We start from the raw sequence: 18455 nt of genomic DNA, 5'->3' as shown, positions 1-18455 counted from the left end.
ACGGAGCTGTCCATGGCTATCCTGCATACCCAGCTCAACCCCCGTTCGGCGGAGTTCGCGACCAACAGCGCGGCGATGCTCAAACAGGTCGATGCCTTGCACACCCTGCTTGCCCAGGTGGCACAAGGTGGCGGCCCGAAAGCGCAAGAACGCCACACCTCCCGGGGCAAGCTGCTGCCGCGCGAGCGCATCAACCGCCTGCTCGACCCGGGTTCGCCGTTCCTGGAAATCAGCCAGTTGGCGGCCTACGAGGTGTACGGCGAAGACGTTCCCGCCGCTGGCGTGATTGCCGGGATCGGCCGCGTGGAAGGCGTCGAATGCATGATCGTCGCCAACGATGCCACGGTAAAAGGTGGCTCGTACTACCCGCTAACAGTGAAAAAGCACCTGCGCGCCCAGACGATCGCCCAGCAGAATCGCCTGCCGTGCATCTACCTGGTGGATTCCGGCGGCGCCAACCTGCCGCGCCAGGATGAAGTGTTTCCAGACCGTGAGCACTTCGGGCGGATCTTCTTCAACCAGGCCAACATGAGCGCCCAGGGCATCCCACAGATTGCCGTGGTCATGGGCTCCTGCACCGCGGGCGGTGCCTATGTGCCGGCCATGGCCGACGAGGCCATCATGGTGCGCGAACAAGCGACCATCTTCCTCGCCGGCCCACCGCTGGTCAAAGCCGCGACGGGCGAAGTGGTCAGCGCCGAAGACCTGGGCGGGGCCGATGTGCACTGCAAGATCTCCGGTGTGGCCGACCATTACGCCGAAAGCGACGAACATGCCCTGGCCATCGCCCGCCGCAGCGTTGCCAACCTCAACTGGCGCAAGCTGGGTGAAGTGCAGCAACGCGTACCGATCGCCCCGCTCTACGCCAGCGACGAGCTGTACGGCGTGGTCCCGTCGGACGCCAAGCAACCGTTCGACGTGCGTGAAGTGATTGCACGGCTGGTGGACGGCTCGGTGTTCGACGAATTCAAAGCGCTGTTCGGAACCACGCTGGTATGCGGTTTTGCCTACCTGCATGGTTACCCGATCGCCATCCTCGCCAACAACGGCATTCTCTTTGCCGAAGCTGCACAGAAAGGCGCGCACTTTATCGAGCTGGCTTGCCAGCGCGGCATCCCGCTGCTGTTCCTGCAGAACATCACCGGCTTCATGGTCGGCCAGAAATACGAAGCCGGCGGCATCGCCAAGCACGGCGCGAAACTGGTGACCGCCGTGGCCTGCGCCAAGGTGCCGAAGTTCACCGTGATCATCGGCGGCAGCTTCGGCGCCGGTAACTACGGCATGTGTGGTCGGGCCTACGATCCACGTTTCCTCTGGATGTGGCCGAACGCGCGCATCGGCGTGATGGGTGCCGAACAGGCAGCCGGCGTGTTGGTGCAGGTCAAGCGCGAGCAGGCCGAGCGTGGTGGTCATGGTTTCAGCGCCGAGCAGGAAGCCGAGATCAAGCAACCGATCCTCGACCAGTACGAAGAACAGGGCCACCCCTACTATTCCAGCGCTCGCCTGTGGGATGACGGCGTCATCGACCCGGCCCAGACCCGCGATGTCCTGGTACTGGCCTTGTCCGCGTCGTTGAACGCGCCAATCGAACCGAGCCGCTTCGGCGTGTTCCGGATGTGATTTTTTTGTAGGAACGGGCTTTTGTGGCGAGGGGATTTATCCCCGTTCGATTGCGCAGCAATCGCCACCAATCGTGAGCGAGCCCGCTCCCACAAAGACCGTGGAGACGGATGAATATGAGCGACTTCAACACCCTCGAACTGCTGACCGACCCCCGTGGCTTTGCCACGCTGTGGCTCAGTCGTGAAGAAAAGAACAACGCCTTCAACGCCGAAATGATCCGCGAACTGATCCTCGCCCTGGACAAGGTGGCCAGCGATGCCAACCTGCGTTTCCTGCTGGTGCGTGGTCGCGGCAAACACTTCAGCGCGGGGGCCGATCTGGCCTGGATGCAGCAATCGGCTGAGCTCGATTACGCCACCAACCTCGACGACGCCCGCGAGCTGGCAGAGTTGATGTACAACCTCGCCAAGCTGAAAATCCCGACCCTGGCCGTGGTGCAAGGCGCGGCGTTCGGCGGCGCCCTGGGCCTGATCAGTTGCTGCGACATGGCCATCGGCGCCGATGACGCGCAGTTCTGTCTGTCGGAAGTGCGTATCGGCCTGGCACCGGCCGTGATCAGCCCGTTCGTGGTACAAGCCATGGGTGAGCGCGCCACCCGACGCTATGCCTTGACCGCCGAGCGCTTCGGCGGGCAGCGGGCACGGGAGCTCGGCTTGTTGTCGGAGAGTTACCCGTCAGCCGAGCTGGAACAGAAAATCGAACAGTGGATCGACAACCTGCTGCTCAACAGCCCGGCGGCCATGCGCGCCAGCAAGGACCTGCTGCGTGAAGTCGGCGACGGCACCCTGACGCCGTCCCTGCGTCGCTACACCGAGAACGCCATTGCCCGCATTCGCGTCAGCCCGGAAGGCCAGGAAGGCCTGCGCGCCTTTCTGCAAAAACGTCCGCCGAGCTGGCAAGCCGCAACCACCACCAAGGAGCCGCGTTGATGAGCGCACCCGTCCTCACTACCCTGTTGGTGGCCAACCGCGGCGAAATCGCCTGTCGGGTAATGCGCACCGCCAAAGCCCTGGGCCTCACTACGGTGGCTGTGCACAGCGCCACCGACCGCGATGCCCGACACAGCCGTGAAGCCGATATCCGTGTCGACCTCGGCGGCAGCAAGGCCGCCGACAGTTACCTGCAAATCGACAAGTTGATTGCTGCCGCCAAGGCCAGCGGTGCCCAGGCGATCCATCCCGGCTACGGTTTCCTCTCCGAGAATGCCGGGTTCGCCCGCGCCATCGAAGCCGCTGGCCTGATCTTCCTCGGCCCGCCCGCCTCGGCCATCGACGCCATGGGCAGCAAATCCGCGGCCAAGGCCTTGATGGAAACCGCCGGCGTGCCGTTGGTACCGGGCTATCACGGTGAAGCCCAGGACCTCGAGACCTTCCGCGATGCCTGCGAACGCATCGGCTACCCGGTGCTGCTCAAAGCCACGGCCGGTGGCGGCGGCAAGGGCATGAAAGTGGTCGAGGACGTCAGCCAACTGGCCGAAGCCCTGGCCTCGGCGCAACGCGAAGCTCAATCGTCGTTCGGCGATTCGCGGATGCTGGTGGAGAAGTACCTGCTCAAACCCCGTCACGTTGAAATCCAGGTATTCGCCGATCAACACGGCAACTGCCTGTATCTCAACGAACGGGACTGCTCGATTCAGCGTCGGCACCAGAAAGTCGTCGAAGAAGCGCCGGCGCCCGGCCTGAGCCCGGAACTGCGCCGCGCCATGGGCGAAGCGGCCGTGCGTTCGGCACAGGCCATCGGTTATGTCGGTGCTGGCACGGTGGAATTCCTGCTGGATGCGCGCGGCGAGTTTTTCTTCATGGAGATGAACACCCGCCTGCAGGTCGAACACCCGGTAACCGAAGCCATCACCGGCCTCGACCTGGTGGCCTGGCAGATTCGTGTGGCCCGCGGCGAAGCCTTGCCGATGACCCAGGACCAGGTGCCGCTGAACGGTCACGCGATTGAAGTGCGCTTATACGCCGAAGATCCGGCCAACGACTTTTTGCCCGCTACCGGTCGCCTGGAACTGTATCGCGAATCCGCGCCAGGTGCGGGTCGCCGGGTGGACAGCGGCGTTGAAGAAGGCGATGAGATTTCGCCGTTCTACGACCCGATGCTCGGCAAGCTGATTGCCTGGGGTGAGGACCGTGAGCAGGCGCGCTTGCGACTGCTGGCCATGCTCGACGAATTCGCGATTGGCGGGCTCAAGACCAACATCAACTTCCTGCGGCGAATCATCGGCCATCCGGCGTTTGCCCAGGCCGAACTCGATACCGGGTTCATCCCCCGTTACCAGGAACAGCTATTGCCACAACCTGCGGCACTCAGCGACGCGTTCTGGCAAGCCGCCGCCCAGGCATTCGCCCAGAGCCTGCACAGCCCATCGCGCAGCGATGACCCAAGCTCGCCATGGGCTATTGGCAACGGTATGCGCGCCGGTTTGCCCGCGCAAATCACCCTGCACCTGAGTTGTGAGGGCCAGGATCGCGCGTTGACGCTGGGCAACCCCCAATCCCACAGCGCCCGACTCAAGGGCGAGCAGTTGCTGACCGAGCACGAAGGCGTACGTCGCCAGCACCGGGCAATCCGCCGTGGCGACTTTGTCTACCTGCAATGGGAAGGCGAACTGCGCCGCATCGAGACCTACGACCCGATCACCGCCGTTGAAGCCAGTCACGCCCATCACGGCGGGCTCACCGCCCCCATGAATGGCAGCATCGTGCGCGTGCTGGTAGAGGCCGGGCAATCGGTCGAGGCCGGGGCGCAACTGGTGGTGCTGGAGGCCATGAAGATGGAGCACAGCATCCGCGCACCCCACGCCGGCGTGATCAAGGCGCTGTATTGCCAGGAAGGCGAGATGGTCAGCGAAGGCAGTGCGCTGGTCGAACTGGAAGAAGCCTGACAGGCAGGCCGGCCCTGCGCATGACGCGGGCCGGCCGGCTAGAACTTCACGGTTGCCTGGACCACCACGCCGATGATTCGGCACTCGTCGGTGAACAGGCTTTTCGGGTAGGTCGGATTGAGCGGGACCAGGTAACGCTGCCCGCCCTCTTCGCTCAATTTACGAAAAATCGCCTCGCTGCTGTCGGGCCATTGCGCGATCACCAGCTTGCCCGGCACCGCGTCCACATCCGGGTCCACCAGGATCAACATACCCTCGGCAACGCTGGGGCCGCTGGGAGCGGTCATGGCATCGCCAACCACCGTCAGCCAGAACGCCGCGCCTCGAGCGTGGTAGTCAGACAGTTCGAAACGGTACGGCGCCCGCTCGCCATCGCGCACCCGCACGGTGTCCCGCCAGTCACTGACCGGGTAGCGAAAGTACGGGTTGTACTTTTGCGTCAGGCAGACCTCATCGTCCTGTTCCTGCCCAGGTTCGCGAATCACCAGCGTCACTTCGAGAAAATCCAGGCCCAGGGCCTGCAGCACACGATTCATGTCGTCGATGCCGGGCTGACGGCGTTTTGTCAGCCAATGACCGATGCCCCCCTGGGACATCCCGAGGCGGTCGGCGAGTATTTCCTGAGTGATCTTGAGTTCACTCATCTTGGCCTTGACCAAGGCTATCCATTTATCCATGTGCGGCACGATACGTGGCGCGACTCGCCCGACAAAACACAAAATGTAGTATTAATAAAATTGTCATAAATACATAACGTATTAGGATGAATGAACGGATCTGAATTTATCACGGAGTTCGCCTTGACCATGAACCTGCCCAGCAACGACTTGCCCGACATGCACATCGATACCTCCCTCCACTCACCCCAGGGATCTGCCGCCGCACAGCGAGCACTGGATTACTACTTGAAACCAGCTGTTTCAGAGGAGTCGTCACAGGAGCGTCTCTTCGACGTAAACCGCAACATCAGCATCGAGGAAGCCCTGGTGCATGCTTCGGGACTGCTACGGTGCGCTGCCGCCACCGCCTACGAGTCAGCCAATCACTTGCACGGGGCACATCGGGACCTGGCGCTCTCGACCGTGCACATGATCGATATGGCAAAGGCCATGGTGAACCGCTCCCTGGAGGGCGGCCAGAAAGGCTAGTTTGGAGGAGTATTGGGACAGAAGGACAGGAAAGAATTTTCCCGACGCGCAGTCAAAATCGTTTGACTTGCAAACGAGAATGATTATTATTGCACCAACTGATCGCGAGATCAGTCGATGGCCCAGGGACCTTAGGTCGGTCGCCTGGACTATCTCCTCATCAGGCTAATCACGGTTTTTGACCCGGCTTTTGCCGGGTCTTTTTTTGCCAGTTTTCTGGCTTATGGCTTCAGGCTAATGAAGTCTTGATGTGTCGCAAATTCGATGGCGCGGATCATATCAAGCAATATTAGTTGGCAAGGGAAGCCTTCTGTCGAGGAGGCAAACTAATGGCAAATAGCACTTGAGAATCAATCGCATAATCTCTAAGCTGCGACGGCGTCAAGGAAGACGCCCCCCTCAGCCTATCAATACACGGCTACTTCTTGCCCACGCCGTGCCAGTGCCGCCGCCATGTCTCGCGAAGCGTCCTGCTCGATGCCGACCTTCATTTCGCCCAACCACTGCCAGCGCGGGGCGTCCAGGGCCGCTTGCGGGTTAAGCCCGAAATCCACCAGGTTCATGACCATCTGCACATGCCCCTGGGGCTGCATGTAGCCACCCATCACGCCGAAAGGCCCCAGCGCTTCACCGTCCTTGCTGAGAAACCCGGGAATGATGGTGTGGAAGGTCTTTTTGCCGGGTGCCAGGCAACTGGCGTGACCTCGATCAAGACTGAATTCTTCACCGCGGTTTTGCAGGGCTGACCTTGATCGGCTCGACCCACTGGGCACGGTAGTCTTGCAGATCACTGGCGCATAGATAGCCGCCGGTGACGCGCGAATGGGCGTCCAACCATGCAACGGCATTTTTTCATGAACGGCCGCCTTCACCGCCTCGATGCTCAGGGCTTGCGGGGCGATTTGTCCCGACGGCCTCCAATAAGGTGCGCGTGGTAACACGGCTGATCGCGAACCAGTGAGAAAGCCGCGGAGCAAACCGCGACATGCCGGGTGAAACGTTTTATCCGCGCTGCTAACCCTCTAAGCTTGCGTGTAAAGTACCGCCATAAAAATCTCAATCAGGAACCCTGACCGTGGCCAAATCCTCACTCGACATCAGTGCCAATTTCGACAGCGGCAACATCCAGGTCATCGATGTCAGCGACCCGCTCAAACCCCTGCTGGCCATCCGTCCCGATAGCAAAAGCAACCATTTCCAATGGTTCCACTTCAAGGCCAGCGGCCTGCATGTCGGCCAGGACCATTGGTTTCGCCTGAACAATGCCAGCCAGTCCTCCTACAACAAGGCCTGGACCGGCTATCAGGCGGTGGCGTCCTACGACCACGTCAACTGGTTCCGTGTGCCGACCATTTTCGAGGGCGACTGCCTGCGTTTCAGCCTCGAAGCTGAACAGACCCACGCCTGGTTCGCCTACTTCGAACCCTACAGCCGTGGCCGCCACGACTGGTTGATCGAGCAGGCACTGACCAAGGCCGGCACCGAATTGCTGGCCACCGGCAAGAGTGTCGAAGGTCGCGACATCCAGCTGCTGCGCAAAGGCACTGGCGCCGAAGGCCAGCGCAAGGTGTGGATCATTGCCCAGCAACATCCCGGCGAACACATGGCCGAGTGGTTCATGGAAGGTGTGATCGAGCGCCTGGAGAAACACGACGACCCGGTGCTGAACAAACTGCTGGCCAGTGCCGACCTGTACCTGGTGCCGAACATGAACCCGGATGGAGCCTTCCACGGCCACCTGCGCACCAACGCCATGGGCCAGGACCTGAACCGCGCCTGGCAAAGCGCCAGCGAGGCGCTCAGCCCGGAAGTCTTTTTCGTCCAGCAGCAGATGGAAAAATACGGCGTCGACCTGTTCCTCGACATCCATGGCGACGAGGAAATCCCCCACGTGTTCACCGCTGGCTGCGAGGGCAATCCAGGCTACACGCCGCGGATCGCCGAACTGGAAGAACACTTCCGCAGCCATCTGAAACACACCACCAAGGACTTCCAGACCAAGCACGGCTACACCCGTGACGAACCGGGCCAAGCGAACATGACCCTGGCGTGCAACAGTGTCGGGCAGAAATACGATTGCCTGTCGCTGACCCTGGAAATGCCGTTCAAGGACCACGACGACCATCCGAACCCGTTGACCGGCTGGTCGGGGAAACGCTCGAAGCAATTGGGCAAGGATGTGTTGACGACGGTGGCGGATATGGTTGGCGTTTTGCGCTGATCTACCGCGCGGTACCTGTAGGAGCGAGCCTGCTCGCGATGGTCGCCAACGAAAACGCTGGCTGTCTGATGCCCCTCGGTGCTCGTGCTTCCATCGCGAGCAGGCTCGCTCCTACAGGTTTTAAGTGTCAATGCTGCCGGCGATCACCCGCGGTCTTTACCCCGCAACATACTGTCCAGCACCTCATCGCGGCGCACCCAACCGTGAAACAATGCTGCGGCCAGATGCAGCAGCACTGTCAGAAACAGCAGATACGCCAGATACCCATGCGCCTTGCGCAAGAACGCGAACACCTGCGCATTCGCCGGCACAATCGACGGCAACTGCAATGAGCTGCTGAGCATCACCGGTTCGCCCGATGCTGAAATCATTGCCCAGCCCAACAACGGCAGAACCAGCATCAGGGCGTATAGCAGCACATGGGACGCCTTGGCCGCCAGCGCTTGCCAACCCGGCAGGTCTGAGGGCAGCGTTGGCTGCTGCGTGGAGAAGCGCACGAACAATCGCACGATCACCAGCAACAGAATCGCCACGCCCAGGGGCTTGTGCAGGTGGATCAGCCATTCATGGCGCTCGGACACCGAGGCGACCATGCCTGCGCCAATGAACAGCATGGCGATGATCATCAGCGCCATCAGCCAGTGCAGCAGGCGCGCCAGGGGAGCGAAGTGGTTGGGTTGGTTGCTCATTGCTGGGCCTCCTGTTTGGCGGCGGGCAACTGGCTGACTTCGCTGGTGCGACGCAGGTAGGAATTGGCATAACCGGCTGAACGAGCGGCGAGCAGCGGGTCGTCGGAACCTTCGATGCCGGCAGGGAGCACCAGCGGGTCATAGTTGATATCGCGGCACTCACCGCTGAGTTGTGGCTGGGTGCTTTCAAGAACCAGGGTGCCTGCGTTCAACACCTTGCGCCCCTCGGGCCAGGCCTTGCTCGCGTCGTTGACCGGGTCGCCGGGGTTGGCCAGGATGATGTTCAACTGCCAACGCAGGGGCCCTGCGGCGATTCGCCGGAGCAGATCCTTCTCCAGAAAATCAGTCCCTTGCGTCGCCGTGTCCCCAGGCGCGTCCTGGGTTACCGGCACCATGCTCCAACGCACCGCCTGCCGTTGTCCTGCAGCGTTCACCAGGTAAAACGCGTTGACGCTGTTGTAGGTTTCAGTGACGTAACTGGCCGATGGCTTGGCCGTCTTGATCCAGGCCAGGAACGGTGCGGCTTCCGGGTGCGAGCCGAAAAACGCCGGCACCGCCGCCGGGTCCGGTTTGCCCGTCGCGGGAACCGGCGACTGGGCCTGTTGCAATTGATAGAACGCCTCGGGCGTGCCCACCGGGAACACCGGCATGCTGTTCATTCCGGTACGCCATTGCTGGCCGTTGGCCTGGGTGAAACGTAACGCCAGGCTGCGGATCGGTACCGCGCTGTCCGGCGCATAAGGGTTGCCCGCCGGCAAGGCAAAACGGCCAACCACCGGCGTGCGCGCCTCATTAAACACCTGTGCAGTGGAATAGCTACGTGCCTCGCCACTGCTCTCGAAATGGCCGATCACGCACACGCCTTTGGCGTGGTTACGGCGAAATCCCGGGTGCACGCCGTTGTTGGTTTCCAACACATTGACCAGCTTTTTCGGCGTCAGGCGCTGTGGGTCAAAGGTGCCATTGACGTAGGCAAACGCCCCAGCCACTGCAGCCACGACCACGGCAATGCCGGCCAGACGCAACATCAGGCTCGCGGCACTCAAGGGTGGCGGTGATGATCGATCTACCATCGAAAGACTCCAGGGCCATCGGCCACAAGTGAGAAGAATCAGGCAGACGAACCTGGCGGCTGTTTATTCCATCGACCGGTATTTATTTTTCCGGGTGTGGAATAACCTCCTACGCCAAGCGTCTTCCTGGTTCAAAGCGTAGTGAGTAACCAGAAATTCATGAACGATATCGACGAACAACTGCGAGAAATCATTCCCAGGTTGCGCCGCTTCGCCGTATCGCTGACGCGCAATGCCAGCAGCGCCGATGATCTGGTGCAGTCGTGCCTTGAGCGTGCGCTAACAAGCTGGGGCGACAAGCGCGTCGAGGGCGACTTGCGCGCCTGGTTGTTCTCGATTCTTTATCGACAGTTTCTCGATGCTCACCGTCGCTCCCGACGCTACGCGCGAATGCTTGAATTCTTTACCGGACGCGATGATGCGCAGCCTTCGGTGGAGCGGACCGTGATCGCTCAATCGACCCTCAATGCCTTCGATCAACTGCCAACCGAACAGCGTGCGCTGCTGTTGTGGGTGTCGGTTGAGGGGCTGAGTTACAAAGAGGTCGCCGAGATTCTCGACGTACCCACCGGCACCGTGATGTCCCGACTGTCTCGGGCTCGCCAAGCCCTGCGCCAACTCAGCGATGGCGAAATCAACCGCCCTGCCCTGCGGAGACTCAAATGATCAGCATGCCCCCCAGCGAGCGCGACCTGCACGCTTACGTCGACCATCAGCTGGACGAGGAAGACCGGCGCCTGGTGGAGGCTTTTCTGGCCAGTAACCCGCAAATCTCCGCACAAGTCCGCGCTTGGCAACAGGACGCCCAAAAACTGCGTGCCGCCCTGAGTGGCGCCTTGCAGCAACCGGCCAATCCGGACCTCGATCCGGCGCAGATCCGCCGACGCCTCAAAAGCCAGTCCCGACGCCACCTGGCCAGCGCCGCGGTATTGCTGATCGCCGTCAGCATCGGCGGGGTCAGCGGCTGGCAGGCTCGGGAAATGACCCTCCTCAGCGCAGCGCAACCGATGGCCGATGCGATGCAGGCTTACCGCCTGATAGCCGAGCAGGGGCTATTGCCGGCGGACTACAAGGCCGGGGACACCGGTGACATGCAGGGCTGGCTCGACCGTTATTTCACCCAGGCCAATCGCCTGCCTGATTTGTCAGGCGCAGGCTTCAAACCGGCCAGCGGGCGCTTGCTCAGCACCGAGCAAGGACCGGCGGCGATGGTGGTCTACGAGGATCGGAACGGGCAGAAAATCAGTTTTTATGTGCGCCCGCCGGGACCGAAGAACTTTTTGCTGCCCCGGGGTAGCCGCAGTGATGGCGGCTTACAGGCCGAATACTGGTCGGGTGGTGGCTACAACTATGCGATGGTCAGCCCGTCGAATACGCCGGCGGCGCAGATGCTCAGGCAGACCACGCAGTTCTGACAACACCACCACTCCCTGTAGGAGCTGGCTTGCCAGCGAAGGCGTCCTCCCTGTCGACAACAATGTTGCCTGGCCGACCGCTATCGCTGGCAAGCCAGCGCCTACAGGGTTCGCGTACGCCCTGACACCGCGAAGGCTGGCGCACGGGAATTACACCGGATCAGAAATCGCGCTTATAAAAGATATCCAACGAACTGGCCACGCCACCCGCGGCCTCAAGGTAGACCTTTTTGCTCAACTTGTAGCGCAAGGCAATGGTATTGGCCGGTTCGAACACGCCGACGCCATAACGCAGGCTGAGCTTCTCGGAAAGGTTGCCGCTGGCGACCACGCTGGTGGCGTTGCCACTGCCCTCGGTGTCGAGCTGGAAATCCTCGATGCCCAGATTCTTCGCCAGGCCGCCGGTCACCCCGGAGCTGCCCATCAGGCCCAGGCCGAGCGCAGCCTGGGCGAGCATGTTGTTGTCTTCACCGTTGCTGCTCAGCGGACGCCCCAGCACCAGGTAGGACAACGCCTGTTCCTGGGCCAGGGCCGGTTCCGAGAAAATCTGCGTGGTGGGTTGCTCGGCGCTGCCGCTCAAGCGGATGCCGGCGATCACGTCGTCGGTCTGGCGGATCGCCTCGATGTCCAGGTACGGCTGGTCGATCGGGCCTGCGAACAGCAACCGCGCCCGACGCACCGTAAGCCGCTGGCCGTAGGCTCGGTAACGGCCGTCGTTGAGCCATAGCTCACCACGGGTGTCCATGTTGTCACCGATGTGCACATGCCCCTGCACATTGGCGGTCAGGCCAAACCCTGCAAAGCTCAGCTTGTCTTCGCCGACCACCACATCGATGTCCATTTTCATCGCCAAGGGTGGTTTGCCCTCCTCGGTCTGCTGCCCGACGATCACCGTGTCACCGGATACCTTGACCGTCGAGGGCGGCAACTCTCGAATGGTGATGTCCCCTTTTGGTACCCGCACTTTGCCAGCGATGGCCAGCTCATCACCCTTCATCGAGATTTTCAGGTCCGGGGCCACTTCGACCTTGGCGTAGGGTTCGACGCTGACCGGCAACTGCGAGCCCTTGAGCGCCAGGTCCACCACCAGTGCCTGGCCCCAGGCGACATTGCCATTCAGGCTGCCCTGCCCGGTCTTGCCGCTTTTCCAGTCGCCATTGAGCTGCACGGATTCGCCGGCGATCAGCGCCTGCAATTGCAACGCTTGAATCTCCATCGGCAATTCGGCGCCGGAAACCTCACCGTCGCTGAGCAACAGATTGCCATTGACCTGCGGCGCCAGCAGGCCACCGGAAATCGTGCCGCTGCCATTCAAGCGACCGGACAGCTTCTCGACCATGGGCACAAAGGGGCGCGCCACCGACACGTCCAAGCCATTCAAACGGAACGTGCCGGTCATTGGCTTGTTCTTCGGCAACGGGTTGATCTGCGCCTGCACCCTCAATTCTCCAAGCTTGCCACCGACGAAATTCAGCTCGGTATCAATGCGCTTGGGCGTCAGCTGGCTCGTGAGTTTCAGCGTCTGGTACGGGAAGTCCAACCACTGCTCTTTCTCGCGAACGCGCAACGTGCCGCCGCTGGCATCGATGCTGATCACACCGTTCGGGCCGCTGGCCGGCAGGTCCAATTGCACGTCGGCGTTGAGCCGGCCCTGCCAGGCGAAATCCTTGGGCAACCACTGGGCGAGGCTGTCGATGGGGAATTGCTTGAGGTGGTAACGCAACTTCGGCTCGGGCATCAGGCGCTGGTCTTCACCGCACAAACTGGCCGGGCCGGACGCCCAGCAATGGGCGCCGAAATTGATTTTGCCGTCCGCTAGCCGTTCCAGTTTGGCCGGACCTTGCAACCTCCAGTCCTGGCCACCGGCCTGGATATCGCCGCTGGCCAGGCGTCCGCGCCAGTTGCCTTTGTCCAGTGCACCGTCGAGGCCGAGGGCGAGCTTGAGCTTGGGCCCTTGCAGGTCGAGGCTCAGTTTCTGGTTCTTGATGTCGCCCTGCCCGCTGGCAGTCAGCGTGCCCAGCGAGGTATCGCCCGTCTGGATGCCGCTGCCCTTGAGGTCGATTTTCGCCCGTTGCGCGCTGTCGAGTGTCGCATCGAGGTTCAGGCTTTGCAGGCGGTTGTCCTGGAAAGCCAATTGCGTGCCTTGCAGCCCGAGCTTGCCTTGCGGCGCCTTGAGCGTGCCGGCGACATCGACCCGGCCATTGATCTGGCCGCGCAATTGCGGCCAGAGCTGGGCCAGTCGCGCCAGCTTGATGTCGATCTGCCCGGTGAGTTTCTGCTGCAGGCTGCCCTTGCCATTGATGCTGTTGTCGCCGAGGCGAATCTGCAGGGCGTTCAAGTTCCATTGCTCGCCACTGCCATCGGCCTTGGCTTGCAGGACGGCTGGCTGGCCACGCAGCTTGCCCTTCAGGTCCAGGTCAGCGCTCAGGCTGAGCGTTCCGTTCTTCATCTCGCCTTTGCTGCGCAACGGTCCGGCCAGGGTGCCCGGCAGTTCCGCGACCCAGTACGCCGGGTCGATCGCGGAAAGATCCAGCGCTGTATCCCAGGCGATGCCGTCGGCGAATTGCAGGTTCAGGTGCCCTTCGGCCTTGCCCTGCCCGGCGACGAGCTGGATCTGTTGCAGGTAAATTTTCGTCAGGTCGCCGGCAAACGGGCTGGCCAGGCTGAAGGCCCCGGCCGGACCATCCAGAGCCGCATCGAAGTGCCCCAGGTATTTGCCGTCGGTGTAGGAGACGTCACCATTGAAGCTGCGCAAGGCCACTTGGGGCTCGTCGATCAGCGGGTAAAGACGGTGCCACGGGAAATCCAGCCAGGCGACTTTGGCATCAGCGCTCAGGCCCTTGCTCCAGTCCAGCTGGCCGGTAAGCTTGAGGCTTTGCTTGTCGTTGGCAGTCAGGTCCAGCGCGGCGATTTGCGCGCCGTTGGCGTCGACCTTGCCTTGCAGCGCCAGCCCGACCGGGCCTTGCTCGGCGGGCAACGTGGCCTTGCCGACTAATTGATAACCGTTTTTCAGGTCACCGGCGCCGGTCAGTTCAAGCTGATTGAGTTGCAGGGTGTCTGGCAAGTCGGCGCTGGGTTTGAAGCCGTCAGCGGTGATGCGCAAGGTGGCCGGCAGGTTTTCCACCAAAGGTTGCAGTTGGCCGGTCAGCTGCCCACTGAGATAGCCGCTGCTGTCGGCTTTCAGGTTCAGGGTCTTGAGCAGGTCACCGTCAATCTTCAGCGCCAGCGCCCAGGGTCCGCTACCGGGTGCGGGCAGGGTCAGCTTGCCCTCGGCCTTGAGCGGCCAGTTGCCGGTCGGTTGCAACAGGCCAGACAAGTGCAGGCTCAGCTCATCGCGCTGCAATTGCACCGAGTCGATCTGCAAGCCGTTGGCTGTCCAGTGTGCCGCCAGTTGCAAGCCCTTGAGTTGTTCGCTGCCATTGAACAGCAGACTGCCAACCTGGATATCCCCCAGCTCGAGCGCCAGGGGCAGTTTCAAGTCAGGAAGACTGATCGGCCCAGTGCTCTCCTCTTGCGCGCCGGGCGGCAATTGCAGGCTGACCCGATCAGCCTTTAATTGCCCGATGCACAAGGTCATGCGCGTCAGGCACAGCGGCGACCAGGCGAAGATGACCTTATCCAGTTCGACCCGGCTGGCGTCTTGCTGCCACAACACATGATCGGCGCTCCATTGCCCACCCAGGCGACCCTGGAAATTGTCCAGGCTCAAACCTGGCACGAACCCGAGCGCCCAGCGACTGCCCGTCGCCGTGCCCAGCACCGTGGCCAATGTCAAAACCACCAGCATCAGCAGCGCGAGAACGGCCAGCAGTGTTATTTTCAAACCACGCTTCACAACTCGGGCCCCATGGAAAAGTGCAATCGAATGCCGCCATCGTCGTCCAGCGCATGGGCGAGGTCGAGGCGAATCGGCCCCACCGGAGAAATCCAGCGCACGCCGATACCGACCCCGGTCTTGAGGTTTGGCAGCTCAAGTGTATTAAAGGAGTTGCCCTGATCGACGAAGGTCGCCACGCGCCATTTTTCCGCAACGGAATACTGGTATTCGGCGCTGGCGGTGACCATGTAGCGCCCACCAATGCGATCACCCTGATTGTTCTCCGGGGACAGGCTTTGATAGTCGTACCCCCGCACGCTCTGATCGCCACCGGCGAAAAAGCGCAATGAAGGCGGGATCGACTTGTAGCCGTTGGTGGCACTGCCGCCGACCTGCACCCGGCCGAGCAAGCGGTGCTTGTCGAACACCGTGGTCAGGCCTTTGACCAGCGCGGTGCCGTACAGCAAGTTGTTATCCGAACCCAGGCCTTCCTTGGCGACCTTGCTTTCGAACTGCAGGCGATAACCGTTGTGCGGGTCGATGCGGTTGTCGCTTTTGAGGTACGAGTAGCTCACACCGGGCATCAGTAGCGTACTGAGGCCGGAATCGTCGCCGAGTCGGTATTCCTCGCGCTGCCACTTGAGCGAAACCACCCGTTGCCAGCCGCTGGGCAACTTGCTGTGCCACTCAGGCCCCACAGTCAGCAATTTGCTGAGGCTGTCCTTGTCAGCGATTTCTTCGTTCTGATAACCACCGGCGAAGCGCAGTTTGTCGGTCAGCGGCGGGTCCAGGGGAATGTCGTAGAACACCCCGACGTTTTGCCGCGGCGCCGAGATTTCGGTCTCCCAGCCATAACTGTGACCCTGGGGGTTGACCCAGTGCCGGGTCCAGTTGGCCTTCACGCGCGGGCCGACGTCGGTGGAGTAGCCAAGGCCCAGGCCCATGGTGCGAGGCTTGCGGGTTTCGAGCTTGACGTCCACCGGGATCACATCGTCCTTGGACGCGGTCGGCGCCGCGTCGACCCGCACGCCTTCGAAATAGCCGCTCGATTGCAGCGCCTGGTTGAGTTCGGCGATCAGTTCGGAGTCATACGGCGTACCCGCCTTGAAGGGCACCATGCGCTGCAGCAGGTCTTCGTCGAACGGTGTATCGCCTTCGAAACTGACCTTGCCCAGCGAGTAGCGCGGGCCACTGTCGTAGACCAGCTCGATATCGGCCACGCCAGCGCGCGGGTCGACCGACAACTTCTGACGGGTGAAGTGGCCGCTGAAAAAGCCATAGCGCGAGGCCTGGTTCTGGATCAGGCGCTTGGCGTCCTCGTACTGACCGTGGTTGAGGACCGCACCGGTTTGCAGGGCATGGCTTTTGGGCACGCGAAAGGCCTTGAGGCTGGCCGCCGGGCCGTCGACGCGGATCGTGACGTTGCGCAAATGCACCGGCTCGCCGGGCTCGATGGTCAGCACCAGGCGCGGTGTCTTGCCAGCCTTCACTTCGCTGTCGATGTGCGGCTGGTAGTAACCCAAGGCCTGGGCAGCCTTGCGCGCCTGCTCCTCGGCACCACGACTGAAGCGCAGCAAGGCCTCTTCGTCACGATCGCCGAGACTGCCGATATAGCCCTCTATATTGGCCTTCAGTGCATCGTTGGACGGTTTGATCCGCACATCCAATTCACTTTGCGCCAGCGCCGCGCAGCTGGTAATCAGCATCAGCACGCCACTGGTAATTCTTCCTGGAAACTTCATAGGCGCGGATGCTATCACGAGCGTGGAGCGTGATAGAGCCTGGCGTGCACGGAAAGTTCGACCTCAAGCTGTTGCGGTATGTAATACCTGCGGATTGGCGTGAAAAAACACGTGCTCGCGAATCGGCCCCACGGCCACCTCGCCGATTTCTTCATAGCCCTGGCGCTTATAGAAGTCCAGGTAACGAAGATTGCCGGTGTCGAGAATCACACCTTGGGAATTTTCATCCACCGCGCACCAGTTATGCACCGCCTGCAGCAGCTGCTCACCAAAGTGCTTGCCCTGGAATTGTGGGTGAACCCCCAGCAACGGCAGCACGTGCACCGAGTCGTTCGGCACGCAGGCAGCGACGGCGTCGTGGTACTCAAGGTAGCGGCGGGTGCAGCGAAAACCGGTACTGAGCACCATGCGCAGGCGCCATGCCCAACTTTCAGTCACACCCAGGCGCCGTTGTGGTGGCGCGATCAGGGCAATGCCGATCAGCCGGTCATTGACCAGCAGGCCGATGGCCGGCAACTCCTGGAAAAAATGCTGCTTGACCAACTCGCGCACGGTGGCACGCACCCGTTGTTCATAGCCGGGGCGCTCGGCTTCGAACAGATAGCTGAACGTCGGCTCGTGACGATAGGCCTGGTACAACAGCGAGCGGGCTTCACGGGAGTAGCCACTGTCGAGCATGTGGATATCGGCGATGGCGGTGGAGGTTTCAGGCATGGCGGTCGTTCTCCCTGGCGCAGCTCGCACGGCTGCGCTCTTGATGTTACGAGCTCATTTGGGCTGACGCAGTTCCTTGCTGATCGCAAATCAGTGTAGGCAATGAAATCCCGTTCGTCCCACCGCGCACTGGCTCCCGTTGCCCATGTCAGCTAGCATCGCCTTTTTGCCAGGACTGCCGAGCATGAAGATCGTCTCCTTCAACATCAACGGGCTGCGCGCTCGCCCGCATCAGCTGGCGGCGCTGATCGAAAAGCATCAGCCCGATGTGATCGGGTTGCAGGAAACCAAGGTCCATGATGATCAGTTTCCACTCGATGAAATCAAGGCTCTGGGCTACCACGTGTATTTCCATGGGCAGAAGGGTCACTACGGCGTCGCCCTGCTCTCCCGTCAGGAACCACTGGCACTGTACAAGGGCTTTGCCACCGATGAAGACGATGCTCAGCGACGCTTTATCTGGGGCACCTTTGCCGACGCCAACGGCGTGCCCGTGACCATCATGAACGGTTACTTCCCACAAGGAGAAAGCCGCGACCACCCGACCAAGTTCCCGGCCAAGCAGCGCTTCTACAGCGACCTGCAGGCGCTGCTGGAAAGCCAGTTCAAGAACGACCAGCCACTGGTGGTGATGGGCGACGTGAATATTTCCCCGGAAGACTGCGACATCGGCATCGGCCCGGACAACATGAAACGCTGGCTGAAAACCGGTAAGTGCAGCTTCCTGCCGGAAGAGCGCGAGTGGATGCTCAGGCTGAAAAACTGGGGCCTGGTGGACAGCTTCCGCCACCTCAACCCGGATGTTGCCGATCGCTTCAGCTGGTTCGACTACCGCAGCCGTGGCTTCGAAGACGAGCCCAAGCGCGGGCTGCGCATCGACCTGATCCTGGCGTCCCACGGGCTGCTGCCACGGATCAAGGACGCAGGCGTGGACTATGAACTGCGCGGCATGGAAAAACCTTCGGATCATGCGCCGATCTGGTTGGAGTTGAGTTAAAAATCGCTGCCTGTTTGATCGTTCCCACGCTCTGCGTCACTAGTGTCCGGTAAAAACCAAAGGGGGAGCTTGCTCCCCCTTGCTGTTGGCGGCCGTCAGTCATAATCGGATTTTTCAGACTCGATTTTGGCT

General features: G+C 61.5%; 14 protein-coding genes and 1 pseudogene. 8 read left to right on the top strand and 7 right to left on the bottom strand.

What is annotated here, in order from left to right:
* The first annotated feature begins 12 nt into the window (after positions 1–12).
* The 3 genes from QLG10_RS23135 to QLG10_RS23125 all read left to right on the top strand — a co-directional run bounded on the left by QLG10_RS23135 (position 13) and on the right by QLG10_RS23125 (position 4507).
* Entirely contained in the window at positions 13–1620 is a 1608-nt protein-coding gene (locus QLG10_RS23135; RefSeq protein ID WP_282488101.1) for a carboxyl transferase domain-containing protein, read from the top strand.
* Between the two features lie 116 nt (positions 1621–1736).
* A complete protein-coding gene (locus QLG10_RS23130; RefSeq protein ID WP_282488100.1) occupies positions 1737–2552 on the top strand; it encodes a gamma-carboxygeranoyl-CoA hydratase in 816 nt (271 codons plus the stop codon).
* The gene (locus QLG10_RS23125) at positions 2552–4507 is read left to right on the top strand and encodes an acetyl/propionyl/methylcrotonyl-CoA carboxylase subunit alpha (protein ID WP_110753921.1); all 1956 of its coding nucleotides are present in this window, start codon (positions 2552–2554) and stop codon (positions 4505–4507) included. The genes QLG10_RS23130 and QLG10_RS23125 overlap by 1 nt, the downstream gene beginning before the upstream one ends.
* Before the next feature lie 38 nt (positions 4508–4545).
* Here QLG10_RS23125 and QLG10_RS23120 read toward each other — a convergent pair whose 3' ends face one another.
* Positions 4546–5184, bottom strand: a complete 639-nt coding sequence (locus QLG10_RS23120; protein WP_188263587.1) for an XRE family transcriptional regulator — start codon at positions 5182–5184, stop codon at positions 4546–4548.
* A gap of 129 nt (positions 5185–5313) precedes the next feature.
* On the opposite strand from QLG10_RS23120, the gene QLG10_RS23115 reads away from it, so the two are divergent.
* The gene (locus tag QLG10_RS23115) at positions 5314–5655 is read left to right on the top strand and encodes a DUF3077 domain-containing protein (protein ID WP_282488115.1); all 342 of its coding nucleotides are present in this window, start codon (positions 5314–5316) and stop codon (positions 5653–5655) included.
* A gap of 419 nt (positions 5656–6074) precedes the next feature.
* Here the strand turns inward: QLG10_RS23115 and QLG10_RS23110 are convergent.
* Positions 6075–6398: pseudogene (locus tag QLG10_RS23110) on the bottom strand (gamma-glutamyltransferase); the annotation flags it as partial.
* 326 nt (positions 6399–6724) lie between these two features.
* Here QLG10_RS23110 and QLG10_RS23105 point away from each other — a divergent pair.
* Positions 6725–7876: a M14-type cytosolic carboxypeptidase gene (locus tag QLG10_RS23105; RefSeq protein WP_110753925.1), complete on the top strand. Its 1152-nt coding sequence runs from the start codon at positions 6725–6727 to the stop codon at positions 7874–7876.
* Between the two features lie 143 nt (positions 7877–8019).
* On the opposite strand, the gene QLG10_RS23100 is transcribed toward QLG10_RS23105, so the two are convergent.
* Together QLG10_RS23100 and QLG10_RS23095 are read right to left on the bottom strand one after the other, a co-directional pair.
* Positions 8020–8565 carry a cytochrome b gene (locus QLG10_RS23100; protein WP_282488099.1) on the bottom strand — a complete coding sequence of 182 codons (546 nt, stop codon included), beginning with the start codon at positions 8563–8565 and terminating at the stop codon, positions 8020–8022.
* Positions 8562–9638 carry a catalase family peroxidase gene (locus QLG10_RS23095; protein WP_282488098.1) on the bottom strand — a complete coding sequence of 359 codons (1077 nt, stop codon included), beginning with the start codon at positions 9636–9638 and terminating at the stop codon, positions 8562–8564. Before QLG10_RS23095 ends, QLG10_RS23100 begins: the two co-directional genes overlap by 4 nt.
* Positions 9639–9797: 159 nt before the next feature.
* Between QLG10_RS23095 and QLG10_RS23090 the strand changes: the two genes are divergently transcribed.
* Both QLG10_RS23090 and QLG10_RS23085 read left to right on the top strand, forming a co-directional pair.
* Complete coding sequence (locus tag QLG10_RS23090; RefSeq protein ID WP_188263590.1) at positions 9798–10304, top strand: sigma-70 family RNA polymerase sigma factor; 507 nt, start codon at positions 9798–9800, stop codon at positions 10302–10304.
* Positions 10301–11053 (top strand): anti-sigma factor, encoded by a 753-nt coding sequence (locus QLG10_RS23085; protein ID WP_110753934.1) that lies wholly within the window; start codon positions 10301–10303, stop codon positions 11051–11053. The genes QLG10_RS23090 and QLG10_RS23085 overlap by 4 nt, the downstream gene beginning before the upstream one ends.
* 160 nt (positions 11054–11213) lie before the next feature.
* Here the strand turns inward: QLG10_RS23085 and QLG10_RS23080 are convergent, their stop codons facing one another.
* The 3 genes from QLG10_RS23080 to QLG10_RS23070 all read right to left on the bottom strand — a co-directional run bounded on the left by QLG10_RS23080 (position 11214) and on the right by QLG10_RS23070 (position 17326).
* Positions 11214–14888 (bottom strand): translocation/assembly module TamB domain-containing protein, encoded by a 3675-nt coding sequence (locus tag QLG10_RS23080; RefSeq protein WP_282488097.1) that lies wholly within the window; start codon positions 14886–14888, stop codon positions 11214–11216.
* Positions 14885–16612, bottom strand: coding sequence for an autotransporter assembly complex family protein (locus QLG10_RS23075; RefSeq protein ID WP_110753938.1), 1728 nt, complete (start codon positions 16610–16612; stop codon positions 14885–14887). The genes QLG10_RS23080 and QLG10_RS23075 overlap by 4 nt, the downstream gene beginning before the upstream one ends.
* A 63-nt stretch (positions 16613–16675) precedes the next feature.
* Entirely contained in the window at positions 16676–17326 is a 651-nt protein-coding gene (locus tag QLG10_RS23070) for a GNAT family N-acetyltransferase (protein ID WP_282488096.1), read from the bottom strand.
* Positions 17327–17510: 184 nt separating this feature from the next.
* Between QLG10_RS23070 and xthA the strand changes: the two genes are divergently transcribed.
* Positions 17511–18323, top strand: coding sequence for an exodeoxyribonuclease III (gene xthA, locus QLG10_RS23065; RefSeq protein WP_110753940.1), 813 nt, complete (start codon positions 17511–17513; stop codon positions 18321–18323).
* Positions 18324–18455 lie beyond the last annotated feature (132 nt).

The organism is Pseudomonas sp. V98_8 (genome assembly GCF_029967975.1).
In the GTDB taxonomy this organism is placed as follows: domain Bacteria; phylum Pseudomonadota; class Gammaproteobacteria; order Pseudomonadales; family Pseudomonadaceae; genus Aquipseudomonas; species Aquipseudomonas umsongensis.
Note: the sequence above shows the minus strand (reverse complement) of the source record. Positions and strands in the feature narration are given on the sequence as shown.